Here is a 13,443-nt window from a genome sequence, read left to right on the forward strand (position 1 = left end):
TTATTTGGAAGTAGTCAATTTCTAGCTAGTAGTTTAGTACGAAAAATTGTCACGGGATGGGACTAATTCTTAGCACGATATGCGGAAAGCTAACATTCGCCTTCGGCAAGACTGCGGCTGTCTGTTGAGCGACCGTTGCGGACATCTAGCGCTAAAAGGTAGTCGAAGGAAAATCCAAGCAAAGCGGACGTACTTATTCGCACAAGGCAAGCCTGAAGTCGGATAGGAGCTGTCATCTTACTTTTAGTTGGACAAGCTGGCTTGGCTAATAGTGGCCGCTTCCTATATTTACGTGCCGATTCAGCTATAGAGTTGCGCTTTCTAAATAGGCTCAAATGACTATATCAATAGTTGATGCCTGGGAAATAATAAGGATATAGCTAGCACATTTCTTTAACAGCGTATGCAATGATGCTCCGTTGTTTATATATTATTTCTTAAGTAGATTATGTGGGGATCTGGTAAACATCCTTCCAGCTATCTATGTCTTTCCATCATTGACTCATATAATTTCCTAATCTCGACGCATTTATTCCTGTTCGAGGATCTTGTGTTATTGCTTTAATCATAAATTTTTCCTACTTATTTTTCGGACTACTGCAGACACTTGTGGATAACTACGCCTGCTTCTGATCGATGTATGCGCAGAATGTATTTAAAATAAATGATCGGAATGATTGGGGAACGCGGGTGCGATTTCCTATGATCGTCACAGCGTTTGCTGTAGAGATAGACACCTTCATTTTTGGAGGCTTTTCGCAGGCAGAAAAGAATGATGTAGCGCTATGGTGAACTGATTTACAGAACTCTACCATAAACCACATAACATATTTGCCACGGACAAAATTACGATATGCAGAAACCTTACTGAAGTCTGCCAGTTCAGTGGAAATATCTATCCGTTGATCAAAAACGATGCCAACACATCTGTGAAGATATTCTATTCTAGCTGTTTTTGCTGCTGAAGACTCATCAACAACAAGCGTCGCGTCCTGAACAGACATCATCTTGCCAATATTAATGTTATTCAAATTTGCATTAGCGGCAGATCTTCGCCAAAAAAGTATTCGAGCCATTATTGGGATCATTGCGATGAAATAGTTTTCGATCTCAGTCTCAAATTTATCGCAAACCTGATCCATTTCGTAATGGCTGACATGCGAGAATCCAAAGACCTCAGTTAACATACGTCGACACGTTCCACGATTCGAGATTGAATTCTCAATTGAATATTTATCCGTAATGTAAATATTGATATCGCTTGGTAATTTCTCGGGTATTAGGTCCGTTAGATCACGGTCAACAAAGAATACTATTCTTTTTTTTGGAAACCGCCGCCAATCGATATCTCGGTGAATCCGAAGAACTTGATCACGATTTCCAGCAGGCCAAAGTTCAACCTCATAATCGTCTGGAAGGAAGTGATCAACAAACCCACGGTAAAAACAGGGGTCTTCCTTTCCCTCTACAAAACCATATACCACTTTCGTCTTCTTCGAGAATCTCGATAAAAACTCGTGGTAGCTGGCAATCTTACTGCTTAAGGCCGCGGCGTGTACATTTAACATGCTCATTGATATGACCTATTAAACAATAAATTCCCCGAGCCCATGCGCATATTCCCGAAGATCATTATCATAGATAAATGGTGAATGCGTGACAGCGACTATGCCAGTGCAGAAATCGGCCTTACGAATATCTGAAACAAATTTTCGCTGCCAATCAACAGACAACGATAATTCTGGCTCATCAATTAGAACGAAATACTTTTTTCCACCCGACAAATAGAGGTGGCTAAAAAGCGACACAATCTGCTTCTCCCCTGATGACAGGTTCTGCAATTCAATTTCTCGATCTACATCATTTACCGGTTTTGGGACAATCCGAAAATTGAAGCTGGATGTATTGTACTGAAACTCTTTGTCAACCATATAGTTGTTACATGCCTTACAGAAATTTACGATTTTAGTTTCTTTCTTTTCAAGCTCCTCATGAAAAGCCATCAGCTTCGTAAAATAGTGGCAAATGACCTGTGAGTGGACAAGCTTTGTCGAATCATCTTTCACTGTCTGAATGATTTTCTTTAAATGCCGTTTGTTGTCCTGAGAAAGTACTGGCTCCTGAATCCGATTCAGGATATTGTCAATCGTCTTCTGATCTACCTCTTTAATCGGTAACAAATCAACAGATTCGTATTTCTTTTCTACGATATCTCCCAGGTAGCTAAAAGTAAGAGTATTAAGGTTCTCTCGCGCAAACTTATCCAACTCTTCTTGAGTTTTCCTTATATCGAACTCCACATCCTTCATTCCAAACTCAACAAGCTCAACGTAATTGTCAGTGTTACGGCGGGAAGCAAGCATTCGCCGTCTATTTTTCAATTCACGTTCATCGAGTCCTTTGAAAATCAAGTTCAGTTCCTGCTCTATTCTTCGATACGTCGGCAAGTAAAGAAGCTGAGCACCTAAAGAACTTATGATTTCATCGAGTTTTTTGGATAGTGCGCTCGGCTTTCCTCTTCTTGGGTTATCGAATAAGTCTAATTGACCTATCAAGTAATGAAGTGGAATGTTATAGTGATCACATAGTTCCTCTAATTCATGGACTGGCAGTTGTCCCTCCGTTTGTTCGAGCAATGCTAAGACTCGATGCCGAACATTTAAAGGAAGATTATGGAGTATCTTTTTGTCGATTCTAAGGAGAGAGTCTTTGATGTCTGAATAGTTGACGATATGTTTTGTATTCCCTATTGTTAGCCTCAAGTATTCAAACTTGTATTTTGCCATTGCGCTCCATTGCCCTGAAAGAAGGTAATAGAGTAGATGCAATACAGTCGTTTTTCCTGCGCCATTTTCGCCAACTAGTATCAGAGTGTTGTCTCTGAATCGAAGGTCTATATTCTTGAAGCCATGAAGGCCCGTAATCTCAAATCTCGATATATCGCTCATTCTGGCGCCTTTTTAATAGTTTGATTAATAGTGTCAGGCTCGATTGATTCTGTCTTTGCATCCGCTTAGGATCGACACCAATTATCGCATATTGCCTAAGCATATACCTGCTAATGGCCGGTTCCAGAAGTATAGAACAAGCCCGTCAAATGTCCGCTCCTGGCCGATAGCCGAAGTAGAGAATTCCTGAAAGAGGACGCTCATTTAGCCTTATGTGGTGTAGCACTGCAGTGGAGTTCAAGTCAGGTCGATTTATACCTGTTCCTTACAAGAATGGGCCTACCTGATAGATGGCAAGACAACCGATGAGCTCGCAACTTCGTAGATAGCAGTACAGGTGGGAACTGGACAGCCCGGCCTGTTGGCCGGGTTGTCCAACTTGTCGTTTTATGACTGTTTACTTTTCAAGACCACCCTACGATCAATCATCATCCTCCTCATCATCACCGTTACAAGGTGCACAAACCACAGGTGCCACATCCAAAGCAAATGCGGCGTTGTCGTGATCCCAGCTGAAGCTCAGATCATCGCCATCGGTGCGCTTGTTGTAGGTTGTCAGGAACACCGTGAAGGCACACTTGGTTCGTGGTGGCGTTGAAGGTGTGGGATGGTTCAACATATGGCCGAACGTATGGGTTGGGCTCGCACCCTCTGCCCCAGGGGGGGCACCCACATTATTCGTGCTGTTGTGCATCGTATCGCTACCGCCACTCAACCCCCTCCTCCAGGAGATCACATGGTTTTTCTGGAACATCTCCCAGGGGTGGTAGGCACGGTATCCGATGCCGAATGTGGAACTCTCTGTACCATTCATGAACTGGCACTCCTCATCCGAGGCGACACCGTTCATTCTCAGATCCTCGATGCTGGCGACCACGTCTCTGTTATCCCACCAGAACAGGTGGCTCAAGGCGCCATAGGGCACCATATTGGTGGGGCCTGTATCCTGGATCTTTCTACGATAGGTAAAGGCTGCTTCGACCTCTGCCCCCGGCAGACCCGATGGCGGGGTACCGTTAGGTCGCAGACGTTCTCCGGCAGCGTTGAACACCTCGATGGTGACCAGATGCCGCTTGGCAGGTTGGCCGTTATCCGCATCGGGATCGCTCCACTGTTTGGTTAGGTCCCGGGTGTTGAGGTAGGCATGGTACTGATCCGCTTCCCAGTCCGCATTGGACCCCAGATCCCCATCAAACGGGATCAGATAGAGACTGTCCTGAGGTTCGTCAGGTGCCGATGTGCTGACAGGCCCCAGGCTTTCAGACACCACATCCACACCACCGGGCACGGCAACCGCTTTATTCCAAGAGAGCCCGCTGGTGACATATTCGGGCGATCCAACCGGATTACCATTGCTATCGGCCTCAGTCACACTCACCCGATAATATTTGGCGCCTGTATCGCGCATGCTCTCGGAGAACATGATGGCCAGCTTAAGGGTGCCACCCCAGTTTCGGTCATGAACCCCGTTACCATCCGGGCCGCCGCTGGGAAAAGCCACACCACCGTTCATGCCTGGTGATGCAACCGAGGTGGCCGATGTCTGATCGGGTGTATTGAGCAGTGATGAATCCGTATCACCAATTTCATCCAGATAGACGAAGGCATCGCCTTCTCCACCGTTGTCGCGGCAGGCAACGGCCAGGGGATGGTAGGAGCGAAGCATTGGATTGTCATCGGCATCGTACCAATGACCGGCATTCACACCATTGTAGATGGTGATGGTAAATGGACCGAAACGCTGCTTCACTTTGTAGGCAAACTCTTCATGGCATCCTCTGCGCAGCAATACCGGAAACTCGTGCCAACAGATATCAAATCGACCGTCGGCACCAATCGTGCCCTCGGCTACTTTTATCGGCGCGCTGCACTCATAGCGTCGACACAGCAGGTAGGGTCTGGCGTTGACATACTCGGCAATCCGCTCCACCGGAAGGGTACGTAAGGCGTGCAGATCCTCTCCAGCGTGCAAGACGCGCTCGTCCAGTGCACCCTCATGCAAAATAGCCCGTTGGAAAGGCGCCGGATCGGGACCGGGACCTGGGGGATCGGGAAAGTCGGGCACTTCCGGTATCCTTTCGAGTAGCCTTTCAAGCTCTCTGATCAAGCGCTCCAGTCGATGATCGGTGAATACCCAGGGTTCACAGCAGCAGATTCGCCGATAGACCTCGATCGTACCCAAGCAGATGGGGGTACACCTGATCGGCCAGGCAATAAGTTCACCCAACTCCAGGGTAGTGGACAAGCTTGCTACCGCTGTGGGTTGAATGGAAGCCTTAGCCAGGCGGTTCATTTTGAATCCTCTGGCGGATAGACTCAGAGGATACCTGACAGCCTCAGCCAACTGTGTATACCACCAGGGAGAGGGTCGGCATCGACGGACACTTCCCGCTACACAGCGGTAGCGAAACAACCATTCCCGCCAGACACTGCGACCGATATCCAACACACCCTGCTCCAACCGCGCGACAAAATCAGCAACCCGGTAATTAACAAACAGAGAGCTTGGGACCTCACCACTCGCGGTTTCCGTAGCAGGACCAACCCGAATACGATGGGCTTTTTCGATGGCGCCAAGTGGCAGGCCAAAAGCTCCATCTTCAGCGATCTGTACAGTCTCAAACTCCTTACCTTGCCGATCGATCAGTGTGATCTCGACCTGAGGTTTTTCATCTCCTTTGTTGAGTTCTCTAAGAACTAGTTTTGAATTGATTCCCTTGCCACTACCTGAACCTTTCTGCTCACTTGCCATGTCGGTCACTCCTTGATGATTGGTAGGAATCCATAAAGGTGGGGACTACTCCATTCAACTGATAATCCTGTCATTCTAGTAGTATCAACATCCTTATTTCTTCCTGACTTCAGAAAAACACTGCATCCACTTGTAAACTATTAGCAGTTGTTTTGCGCCTATCAAGTGCAAGAACGTGTAATCGGTAATATTACCAATGCGGTTGACTACCAAGAACTAGCATGGCATTCATTCGATCATTACAGCCATCAGTATTTATAGATAAGAAGTAATCGATGAGACACACTAGCTTTTAATTTTTTTAATGAAGCCAGTGGATAGCGGCAGGGTAATTGAACAATGAAAATAGAAACAAAATGGATCTAATCAATAACCCAATACAAATCTAATTTAATAACGTATTCACCGGAACAACAAGAGAAATAGAGTGAATACTATCACCTTGAAATAACATACTTTGTCGTCATCCCGGAGTAAACCGGACAGAAGTATAAAGCACTTTGTATAAGTGGAAGCCGGCCCAAATGATGAACGAAGAGAGTAATCTAAAAATACAAAACTGCATCAGCTAAAAAAACCCCGGCCTGATCTGCTCAGGCCGGGGCCGACTATCCGCAAGGTAAGCGGGGGGGTGCTTACGCGGTGCGAATCTCTATTTTGCGTGGTTTAAACTCCTGGCGTTTGGGGATGCGCAGGGCCAGTACACCGTCTTTCAATGTGGCTTCGACCTGCTCACCATCCAACTCTTTACTCAAAGAGAAGCTACGCTGGAAACGGGTTGTTTGATTACCGGCATAATCCGCTTTGGCGCCGTTTGGCACGGGTAGTTCAACTCTGCCGTCAATCGAGAGAATCTCGTTATCGATCTGTATATCCAAAGCCTCTCTGGAGACACCTGGAATATCGGCCAGTAAGGTGATGCCCTCCTTGTCCTCGTGAATATCCACATTCGGGCGCACCGACTGGTAAGAGCTCGCTCTCTTTTCCGCTACCGCTTTCTCTTTTGCTACAACTTCTGGTTGATGACTCATGATGTTGATCTCCAATCGATGATTACTGAATCGTGATTTGACGTGGCTTTGCCGCTTCACGCCTTGCTATCTTCACGTGAAGTACACCTTGCTCATAGCTGGCTTCCACCTTCTCCTGATCCACATCGTCAGGCAGATTGATCTGATAGCGGAACTCACCGTCAAACCGCTCCTTTTTAACCAATTTGGCACTGTCACTCTTTTCCACATCACGTTGACCGCTGATGGTCATTTGATTTCTTTCGAGTGAAATGTTCACGGCCTTGGGATCGATGCCGGCAACCGGCAGATAGATATCCACCTGCTCCGGAGTGGAACCGATATGCATCTGCGGCTGTACGGAATGCTTGGCTGTATGATGCAGACCTCTCAGGCCTGCAGCCTCAAACAGGCGTTCCATCTCACTCTCAAGATGCATGAAATTGTCTGTCAGGCTTCGGTCAAAACCGTTTAATCTTGCGAACATTGTTAAAACTCCTGGCAATTGTTTTTGCGTTGATTGATAGATAGGGATGACCTGTGAATTTTTCAAGCACCCCTCAAATCAGGGCAAAATAACTTGACTTGACCGACCGGTCTAATATACTGAGCCACATGAGTATTGAGATGGACACGAAAGAGCGAATTCTGGCCACGGCCCGTGAACTGTTTCATGGGCGCAGCTATGCGGATGTCGGTATTAAAGAGATCTGTTCCATGGCGAATGTGCAGAAAGGCAGCTTCTACCACTTCTTCCAGTCCAAGCAGGATCTTGCCATGGCGGTGATCGATGATATGTCAGATGACTGGGCCAACGGCTTCGTCGCCGAGGCATTCGATGATGCCCTGCCCCCAATGGAGCGCTTGGATTACATGGTGGATGCAGTCTATTTCTGGCAAAAGGCGGCAAAAAGCCTTGAAGGACGCATGCCCGGCTGTCTGTTCGGCAATCTGGCCCTGGAGGTCAGCACCCGGGATGAGGTGATCAGAGCCCGGTTGAACGCCATCTTCGACAAGGCCAGCGGCCGATTCCATCAGGCACTGGAGCAGGCTATCGAACAGGGTGAGATCCCGCCTCTGGATACCAAAGCCACGGCAACAGCCATGCTGGCCTATCTCGAAGGCGTGATTCTATTGGCCAAGACCCGTAACGATCCTGATGTGGTACGAAATTTGGGTCCGGCAATCAAAAGCATTCGGATCGAGCGCAAACACTGAATTTGAGGTCTATTTTTTTGGCCTCACTCTTGACCGACCGGTCATCTTGTATGATTGACAGTAACTTAGAGGAGAGAAGTCATGACTGAAAACATACACACCCTGGACACCCGCGGTTTGAGTTGTCCACTGCCCATACTGAAGACAAAAAAAGCCATCTCGGCGCTGGCATCCGGAGAGGTGTTGGAGATCAAGGCAACAGATCCAGGCTCTGTTAAGGATCTGGACTCTTTCTGCCAACAGACGGGCAATCAAATGATCGCAAGCGAATCCATCGAAGATGGCTTCTTTTTCAGAATCCGCAAGGCTTGATCATCTACTAGAAGGTGGTTAACCAATCTTCCTGAACTGTAATTTCCGAATGAGTTAGGAGTTGTAAAATGAGTAGTGCAGCACCTGTTTCCGAACTTTCCAATGAACAGATGAACCAGTGGTTCGACCAGCGCTTTGCCGAAAAAATGGCGGAACGGGAGGCGAATCATATTCCCTCGATGACCATCATCGCCACCAAAGGCACATTGGATATGGCCTATCCTCCGTTCATTCTTGCCTCTACTGGAGCGGCTTTGGGTTGGGATGTGTCGATCTTTTTCACCTTTTACGGCCTGAACCTGCTGAAACAGAACCTCGATTTGAAGGTCAGCCCGTTGGGTAATCCGGCCATGCCAATGAAGCTGCCGGAAGGACCGACCTGGATCAAAGGTAAAGAGATTCCGATGCCGAACTCGATCATGACACTGGTGCCAGGGTTTGAAAACATGGCCACCGGCATGATGAAAAAGACCATGGATCAGAAAGGTATTGCCCGCATCGATCAGTTGCGAGAGTTGTGTATCGAGGCCGAGGTGAAACTGATTGCCTGCCAGATGACTGTGGATCTGTTCGACTACGGCAAGGAGGATTTCATCCCTGAGATTGAAGAGTGGGTTGGCGCCGCTAGCTTTCTTCCCAGAGCCTCAAAGGCTGATGTGAATCTGTTTGTTTAATAGCGTGCCCCGTCAATCTCTATACCCCCCTCAATCACGAGGGGGTGACATGTACTGTAAGTTAATCAGATAGTGTAACCAGCGTCATCCCGGCAAATGCCGGACCCAAGAATCCGCCATTGTATGGTTAGCGATCTCTAACCGCTATTGTAACTCCCCCTTTTGTTGAGTCGCTTTACTGGGAGTCATCTTTCACAGCACAGAAACCGCAGCGCTTTCAATTCGGTGACCCAAAAACCATTCAAGACAACATGGGGCATCCGCCGGGATGATCAGGCGTTATTTCGTTTCAGAGAAGACGAACGCGTTAACTCTTACTGCTCTTACTGCTCTTTTTCTCTTTCTTCTTCTTTTTGTCTTTCTTGCTCTCTTTTTTCTTCTTATCCGTTACTTTATTACTGCTTTTGGACTGCTTTTTCTTATCGCTGTTACTCTTATTCTTTTTATCCTTCTTTACACTCTTATCCGACGTTTTACTCTTTTTCTGCTTGCTGGATGTACTCTGGCTGCTACTTTTTTTGCCGGATGTGGTGCGACAGTAGGCGTTGACCTTGGCGCCGGTTTTGGTGGTGTAACTCTTTACCCAGCTGCAGTTTGCATTGCCAGAACAGGCGGACTTACTCATTCCTTTGCAGGCCTTGGCAGCCGATGCGGTTGGATGAAACAATGTCAGACAGGTAATTACAACAGATAACAACACGCCTCTAAACGAAATGGACATACGGCTCCCCTATTCTTATCGATTGAAAAGTCAGATTATAGATCAAAGCCTGCCGCACCATTTCCCTGGTGATTGTAAATTTTTTAAACAACCAAGTTGGTCAATCGCAGTTTAGACAATTCGATTGATTATCCGCACACATGTTGTCCTACAACCCTGGTTTTCGTATGTTAGGATGGAAGTTTCTTCTTTGGGAGGGAAATGGCGGCCAAAGGATACCCTGTCAGCCAGATAGGATGATTGGCTTCCCTTCCGAACCTAAAAGAGTCTTCTATGTGTTGTTGTCTTTCAGGTTCTATCTAGTGAATGCAGTCGTTCAGTCTGACCCCGGGGATCAGCGCAATCACAACGGTCATCAGCATGATCACAGGACTGATCAATACCATACCCAGTGCGAGTGGTTGAATGAGCAGCAGATTGACGTCACTCATCAACAGATGAGCCATCACTTCGAGTAACATACCGCCGATCAGGAGAACGCCAGCCAAAGAGACAAAGCGGCGCAAGAGCTTACAATTGAGAAATGACATAGTACACCTCACTACTCGCGTATTAGTCACAAATACATAATGTCGTTTAAATATGGTTTTGGCACTGACAATCCTCAATCGACACCAAAACCGGAAAAACCTATAAAGTCCCTTTCTATCCTTAGATATCGGCAATATTAATAAGTTCTAAAGTTTTAAACTAGTAAATTATGCACAAGTTCAAATATTTTTATTATTTCATATCAGACAAGTTACTTTAATTTTCCATATTATTTTATTGTTTTTATTATATTTATTACTATTTTTCACTTTTCAAGACATATCCAGCCTTATAAAAATGGCTCTGATCAATGGCCATACAATTCAGGTTTTTAGCTCCATTCCCAAACCGTTTCAGGTCATAATCGAAAATTGACTCCATAGGCAAGAGGTAGGCATTTGACGGCCTACTCAGCCAAATACCCAATACCGACTCAGGGGTGAACATGGCAGAGTTTGCATTAGATCCGGCCCTTATCTACCTAAACCATGCGGCGGTGGCCCCCTGGCCCCAGTCGACGGTTGCCGCTGTGCAGGCGTTTGCCCGGGAAAATGGCCTCCAGGGTTCACAAAATTATCCCCACTGGCTGGTCAAAGAGAGCTCCCTGCGCCAGCTGATGGCACAACTCATCAATGCACCAAACGCAGAGGATATTGCTCTGTTGAAGAGCACCTCCGAGGGACTCTCTTTTGTTGCCTATGGCCTGACATGGCAGGCTGGTGACAATATCGTCTCCATTGCTCAGGAGTTCCCGTCCAATCGGATTGTCTGGCAATCCCTGCAGAACCAGGGTGTGGAAGTCCGCTTACTCGATCTGGCCGGGAGTGAACAGCCTGAAAAAGATCTGCTCGCCCTCTGTGACAGTCGCACCAAACTGCTCTCTGTCAGCTCCATTCAATATGCGAGCGGCAGGCGCATGCAGTTGGAACCCTTGGGTGACTATTGTCAGGCCAGGGATATTGTCTTTGTCGTCGATGCAATTCAGAGTCTCGGGGCCATGCCGTTCGATGTACAAAGCTGTCAGGCCGATGTGGTGGTGGCCGATGGACATAAGTGGATGCTCGGGCCTGAGGGGCTGGCGCTTTTCTACTGCCGACCAGCACTCAGAGAGCAGCTCAAACTGAACGAGTACGGCTGGCACATGGTCGAGGAGGTGGGGGATTTTGATCAGACAGAGCGGCAAGCTGCCGAATCAGCCCGTCGATTCGAATGTGGCAGCCCGAATATGCTGGGTGTGCATGCCCTGCACAACAGTCTCTCACTGCTGCTCAACCAAGGATTGGACGAGGTCGCCACTGCCATTCAGAAACTGACCGATTTCACCATCGATCAGGTGGATGCCAACCACTATCAGCTGATCACTCCCAGAGCTTCAGATCAGCGTGGTGGAATTGTTACTTTTATCGTGCCTGATCAGGACAATCAGTTACTTTATCAATCACTTATGGAGCAGGGAGTGATGTGCGCCTACCGTGGTGGCGGGATCCGCTTTTCACCCCATTTTTATAATACCCAGGAACAGATCACGGCAGCCTTCAAACAACTGAAGGTGCTACTGTAAAAGCGTTATATTAATAGTCGGTAATTTTATGATTTAGATCAACCAATTTTTCTCCTTCTGGCATATAGTAATAATCAGGTTCAAGGAGCTACCCGATAGGTATTGAACCATTTCAACCAATGAAAAAGACATGTTGGGAGTCGACGGCCCGTTCTTCCCAAACATAACAGATGAGTAACGAAGGAGAGAATCGCCATGAAAAAAACCTTAAAAACCGCTTTGATTGCAGCTGCTGCCGGTTCTGCGCTGCTTATCACACTGCCTTCCCAGGCTTTCTGGGGACCTTTTGATTGGTTTGATGATGATGATTGGTATGGCCCGGGTCCTTGGGGATATCCTGGCTATGGGTACGGTTATCCCGGCTATGGCTATGGCTATCCTGGCTACGGCTATCCTGGCTATGGCTATCCAGGCTATGGTTATGGCTATCCCTACGCTGCACCTGCTGCACCGGCGGCTCCCGCAGCGCCAGCCGAATAATACAATCGATTAATTTTTTACTTACCCCGCCATTGTGGCGGGGTTTTTTTCACCACACTTTGCTCAAATCCAAAAAACAATTTAAGGTTCCCACCCTATTCCCGTCCCCGGACCTATATCTGACACGCTGCTTTCTGGGCTGACCCTATGAACCTACCTGATAGACACATCTCTCTGGCCCATGGTAATGGTGGCCGACTGATGCGCGAACTGATCGAACTGCTGTTTGCCAAACACCTGAAAAATCCAACCCTGGATGTTCAGGCTGATGCGGTCACCCTGCCCCTTGAACGTCATGGTGAACTGCTCTTCACCACCGATGGCTTCATCGTACAGCCACTCGAATTTCCTGGTGGTAACATCGGCTCGCTGGCGGTGCATGGTACGACCAACGATCTGGCAGTATCCGGCGCCATACCGAAATACCTGAGTCTGAATGCATTCATTGAAGAGGGCTTTGAAGTAGCTGCCCTGGAGCGAATCATCATCTCCATCGCTCAGGCGGCAAAGGCCATCGATGTGGCCGTTGTGGCGGGAGATACCAAGGTTGTAAGACGGGGTGAAGGCGGTGGTGTCTATCTGGCGACTACCGGCATCGGTATCAAGGCAACCGAGATCAATCTGAGCATGTCACAGATTCAGCCGGGAGACCGATTGCTGGTCAGTGGACCGGTGGGCGATCACGGTATCGCTGTGATGCTGGCTCGAGAGCAGTTTGGTCTGCGTGGCGATCTCATGTCGGATGCGGCCAGTGTCTTACCCTTCACCCAAGCGTTGTTGGACTTGCCGGGACTTCGCTTCATGCGTGATCCCACTCGTGGCGGTTTGGCCACAGTGGCCCATGAGCTCTGTCGTGGCACCGGCCTGCGGGTCAATCTGGATCAATCGGCCATTCCATTACGCGATCCAGTCGTCTCTGTCTGCGATATGTTGGGCTACGACCCACTCTATCTGGCCTGTGAAGGACGTGTCGTTGCTGTCATCGCAGCCGATCAGGCCGATCAGGCACTCCAGCGCTGGCAGGCGCTGCCCGGCGGAGAACTGGCCCGAATCATTGGAGAGACAGAAAGCAACGACCCCTTTGTTGTACTGCATACCGAACTTGGTGGATCGCGCATTCTTGACGAGCTTGAGGATGATCCACTGCCCAGGATCTGCTGAGCTGTTGACAGATCTCCTTGTGAGAACGCTAGAGCTGTTGAAGAATCCTCTGCCTGGGGCCTGTTAACACGAATC

13 protein-coding genes are annotated in these 13,443 nt (G+C 48.0%); 6 read left to right on the forward strand and 7 right to left on the reverse strand.

The annotated features are described in order from the left end of the window. Window positions 1-617 precede the first annotated feature (617 nt). The 5 genes from AC4IE8_RS06510 to AC4IE8_RS06530 all read right to left on the reverse strand — a co-directional run bounded on the left by AC4IE8_RS06510 (window position 618) and on the right by AC4IE8_RS06530 (window position 7,197). Window positions 618-1,574, reverse strand: a complete 957-nt coding sequence (locus AC4IE8_RS06510) for a DUF4435 domain-containing protein (protein WP_490790602.1) — start codon at window positions 1,572-1,574, stop codon at window positions 618-620. A gap of 12 nt (window positions 1,575-1,586) precedes the next feature. Further along, window positions 1,587-2,948 (reverse strand): AAA family ATPase, encoded by a 1,362-nt coding sequence (locus tag AC4IE8_RS06515; RefSeq protein WP_490790603.1) that lies wholly within the window; start codon window positions 2,946-2,948, stop codon window positions 1,587-1,589. Window positions 2,949-3,369: 421 nt separating this feature from the next. Continuing rightward, the gene (locus AC4IE8_RS06520) at window positions 3,370-5,700 is read right to left on the reverse strand and encodes a hypothetical protein (RefSeq protein WP_490790604.1); all 2,331 of its coding nucleotides are present in this window, start codon (window positions 5,698-5,700) and stop codon (window positions 3,370-3,372) included. A 635-nt stretch (window positions 5,701-6,335) separates the two neighbouring features. Then, on the reverse strand, window positions 6,336-6,731 hold the full coding sequence (locus AC4IE8_RS06525; RefSeq protein ID WP_068995485.1) for an Hsp20/alpha crystallin family protein: 396 nt from the start codon (window positions 6,729-6,731) through the stop codon (window positions 6,336-6,338). Window positions 6,732-6,753: 22 nt separating this feature from the next. Next, on the reverse strand, window positions 6,754-7,197 hold the full coding sequence (locus AC4IE8_RS06530) for an Hsp20/alpha crystallin family protein (RefSeq protein WP_068995465.1): 444 nt from the start codon (window positions 7,195-7,197) through the stop codon (window positions 6,754-6,756). 140 nt (window positions 7,198-7,337) lie between these two features. Here AC4IE8_RS06530 and AC4IE8_RS06535 point away from each other — a divergent pair, with 140 nt between their 5' ends. From AC4IE8_RS06535 to dsrE2, 3 genes are all read left to right on the forward strand, one after another. Beyond that, a complete protein-coding gene (locus tag AC4IE8_RS06535; RefSeq protein WP_490790605.1) occupies window positions 7,338-7,928 on the forward strand; it encodes a TetR/AcrR family transcriptional regulator in 591 nt (196 codons plus the stop codon). A gap of 81 nt (window positions 7,929-8,009) precedes the next feature. Then, entirely contained in the window at window positions 8,010-8,240 is a 231-nt protein-coding gene (locus tag AC4IE8_RS06540) for a sulfurtransferase TusA family protein (protein WP_068995463.1), read from the forward strand. Window positions 8,241-8,419: 179 nt separating this feature from the next. Beyond that, complete coding sequence (gene dsrE2, locus AC4IE8_RS06545; protein ID WP_490790663.1) at window positions 8,420-8,914, forward strand: sulfur carrier protein DsrE2; 495 nt, start codon at window positions 8,420-8,422, stop codon at window positions 8,912-8,914. A 307-nt stretch (window positions 8,915-9,221) separates the two neighbouring features. Here dsrE2 and AC4IE8_RS06550 read toward each other — a convergent pair whose 3' ends face one another. Then, window positions 9,222-9,635, reverse strand: coding sequence for a chromosome partitioning protein ParB (locus AC4IE8_RS06550; protein ID WP_490790606.1), 414 nt, complete (start codon window positions 9,633-9,635; stop codon window positions 9,222-9,224). A gap of 299 nt (window positions 9,636-9,934) precedes the next feature. Beyond that, window positions 9,935-10,165, reverse strand: coding sequence for a hypothetical protein (locus AC4IE8_RS06555; RefSeq protein WP_069005532.1), 231 nt, complete (start codon window positions 10,163-10,165; stop codon window positions 9,935-9,937). Between the two features lie 446 nt (window positions 10,166-10,611). On the opposite strand from AC4IE8_RS06555, the gene AC4IE8_RS06560 reads away from it, so the two are divergent. The 3 genes from AC4IE8_RS06560 (at window position 10,612) to hypE (ending at window position 13,368) form a co-directional block, all read left to right on the forward strand. Further along, entirely contained in the window at window positions 10,612-11,727 is a 1,116-nt protein-coding gene (locus AC4IE8_RS06560; protein ID WP_490790607.1) for an aminotransferase class V-fold PLP-dependent enzyme, read from the forward strand. Between the two features lie 195 nt (window positions 11,728-11,922). Continuing rightward, complete coding sequence (locus tag AC4IE8_RS06565; RefSeq protein WP_490790608.1) at window positions 11,923-12,207, forward strand: hypothetical protein; 285 nt, start codon at window positions 11,923-11,925, stop codon at window positions 12,205-12,207. Between the two features lie 147 nt (window positions 12,208-12,354). Then, window positions 12,355-13,368, forward strand: a complete 1,014-nt coding sequence (gene hypE, locus AC4IE8_RS06570; RefSeq protein ID WP_068995454.1) for a hydrogenase expression/formation protein HypE — start codon at window positions 12,355-12,357, stop codon at window positions 13,366-13,368. The last annotated feature ends 75 nt before the right edge of the window (window positions 13,369-13,443 follow it).

This window comes from Candidatus Thiodiazotropha sp. AKAK2 (genome assembly GCF_058244685.1).

Excerpts from the sequence above, each read along its gene's own strand:
- AC4IE8_RS06510 (WP_490790602.1), bottom strand. The coding sequence starts at position 1,574 with ATGAGCATGTTAAATGTACACGCCGCGGCCTTAAGCAGTAAGATTGCC.
- AC4IE8_RS06515 (WP_490790603.1), bottom strand. The coding sequence starts at position 2,948 with ATGAGCGATATATCGAGATTTGAGATTACGGGCCTTCATGGCTTCAAG.
- AC4IE8_RS06520 (WP_490790604.1), bottom strand. The coding sequence starts at position 5,700 with ATGGCAAGTGAGCAGAAAGGTTCAGGTAGTGGCAAGGGAATCAATTCA.
- AC4IE8_RS06525 (WP_068995485.1), bottom strand. The coding sequence starts at position 6,731 with ATGAGTCATCAACCAGAAGTTGTAGCAAAAGAGAAAGCGGTAGCGGAA.
- AC4IE8_RS06530 (WP_068995465.1), bottom strand. The coding sequence starts at position 7,197 with ATGTTCGCAAGATTAAACGGTTTTGACCGAAGCCTGACAGACAATTTC.
- AC4IE8_RS06535 (WP_490790605.1), top strand. The coding sequence starts at position 7,338 with ATGGACACGAAAGAGCGAATTCTGGCCACGGCCCGTGAACTGTTTCAT.
- AC4IE8_RS06540 (WP_068995463.1), top strand. The coding sequence starts at position 8,010 with ATGACTGAAAACATACACACCCTGGACACCCGCGGTTTGAGTTGTCCA.
- dsrE2 (WP_490790663.1), top strand. The coding sequence starts at position 8,420 with ATGACCATCATCGCCACCAAAGGCACATTGGATATGGCCTATCCTCCG.
- AC4IE8_RS06550 (WP_490790606.1), bottom strand. The coding sequence starts at position 9,635 with ATGTCCATTTCGTTTAGAGGCGTGTTGTTATCTGTTGTAATTACCTGT.
- AC4IE8_RS06555 (WP_069005532.1), bottom strand. The coding sequence starts at position 10,165 with ATGTCATTTCTCAATTGTAAGCTCTTGCGCCGCTTTGTCTCTTTGGCT.
- AC4IE8_RS06560 (WP_490790607.1), top strand. The coding sequence starts at position 10,612 with ATGGCAGAGTTTGCATTAGATCCGGCCCTTATCTACCTAAACCATGCG.
- AC4IE8_RS06565 (WP_490790608.1), top strand. The coding sequence starts at position 11,923 with ATGAAAAAAACCTTAAAAACCGCTTTGATTGCAGCTGCTGCCGGTTCT.
- hypE (WP_068995454.1), top strand. The coding sequence starts at position 12,355 with ATGAACCTACCTGATAGACACATCTCTCTGGCCCATGGTAATGGTGGC.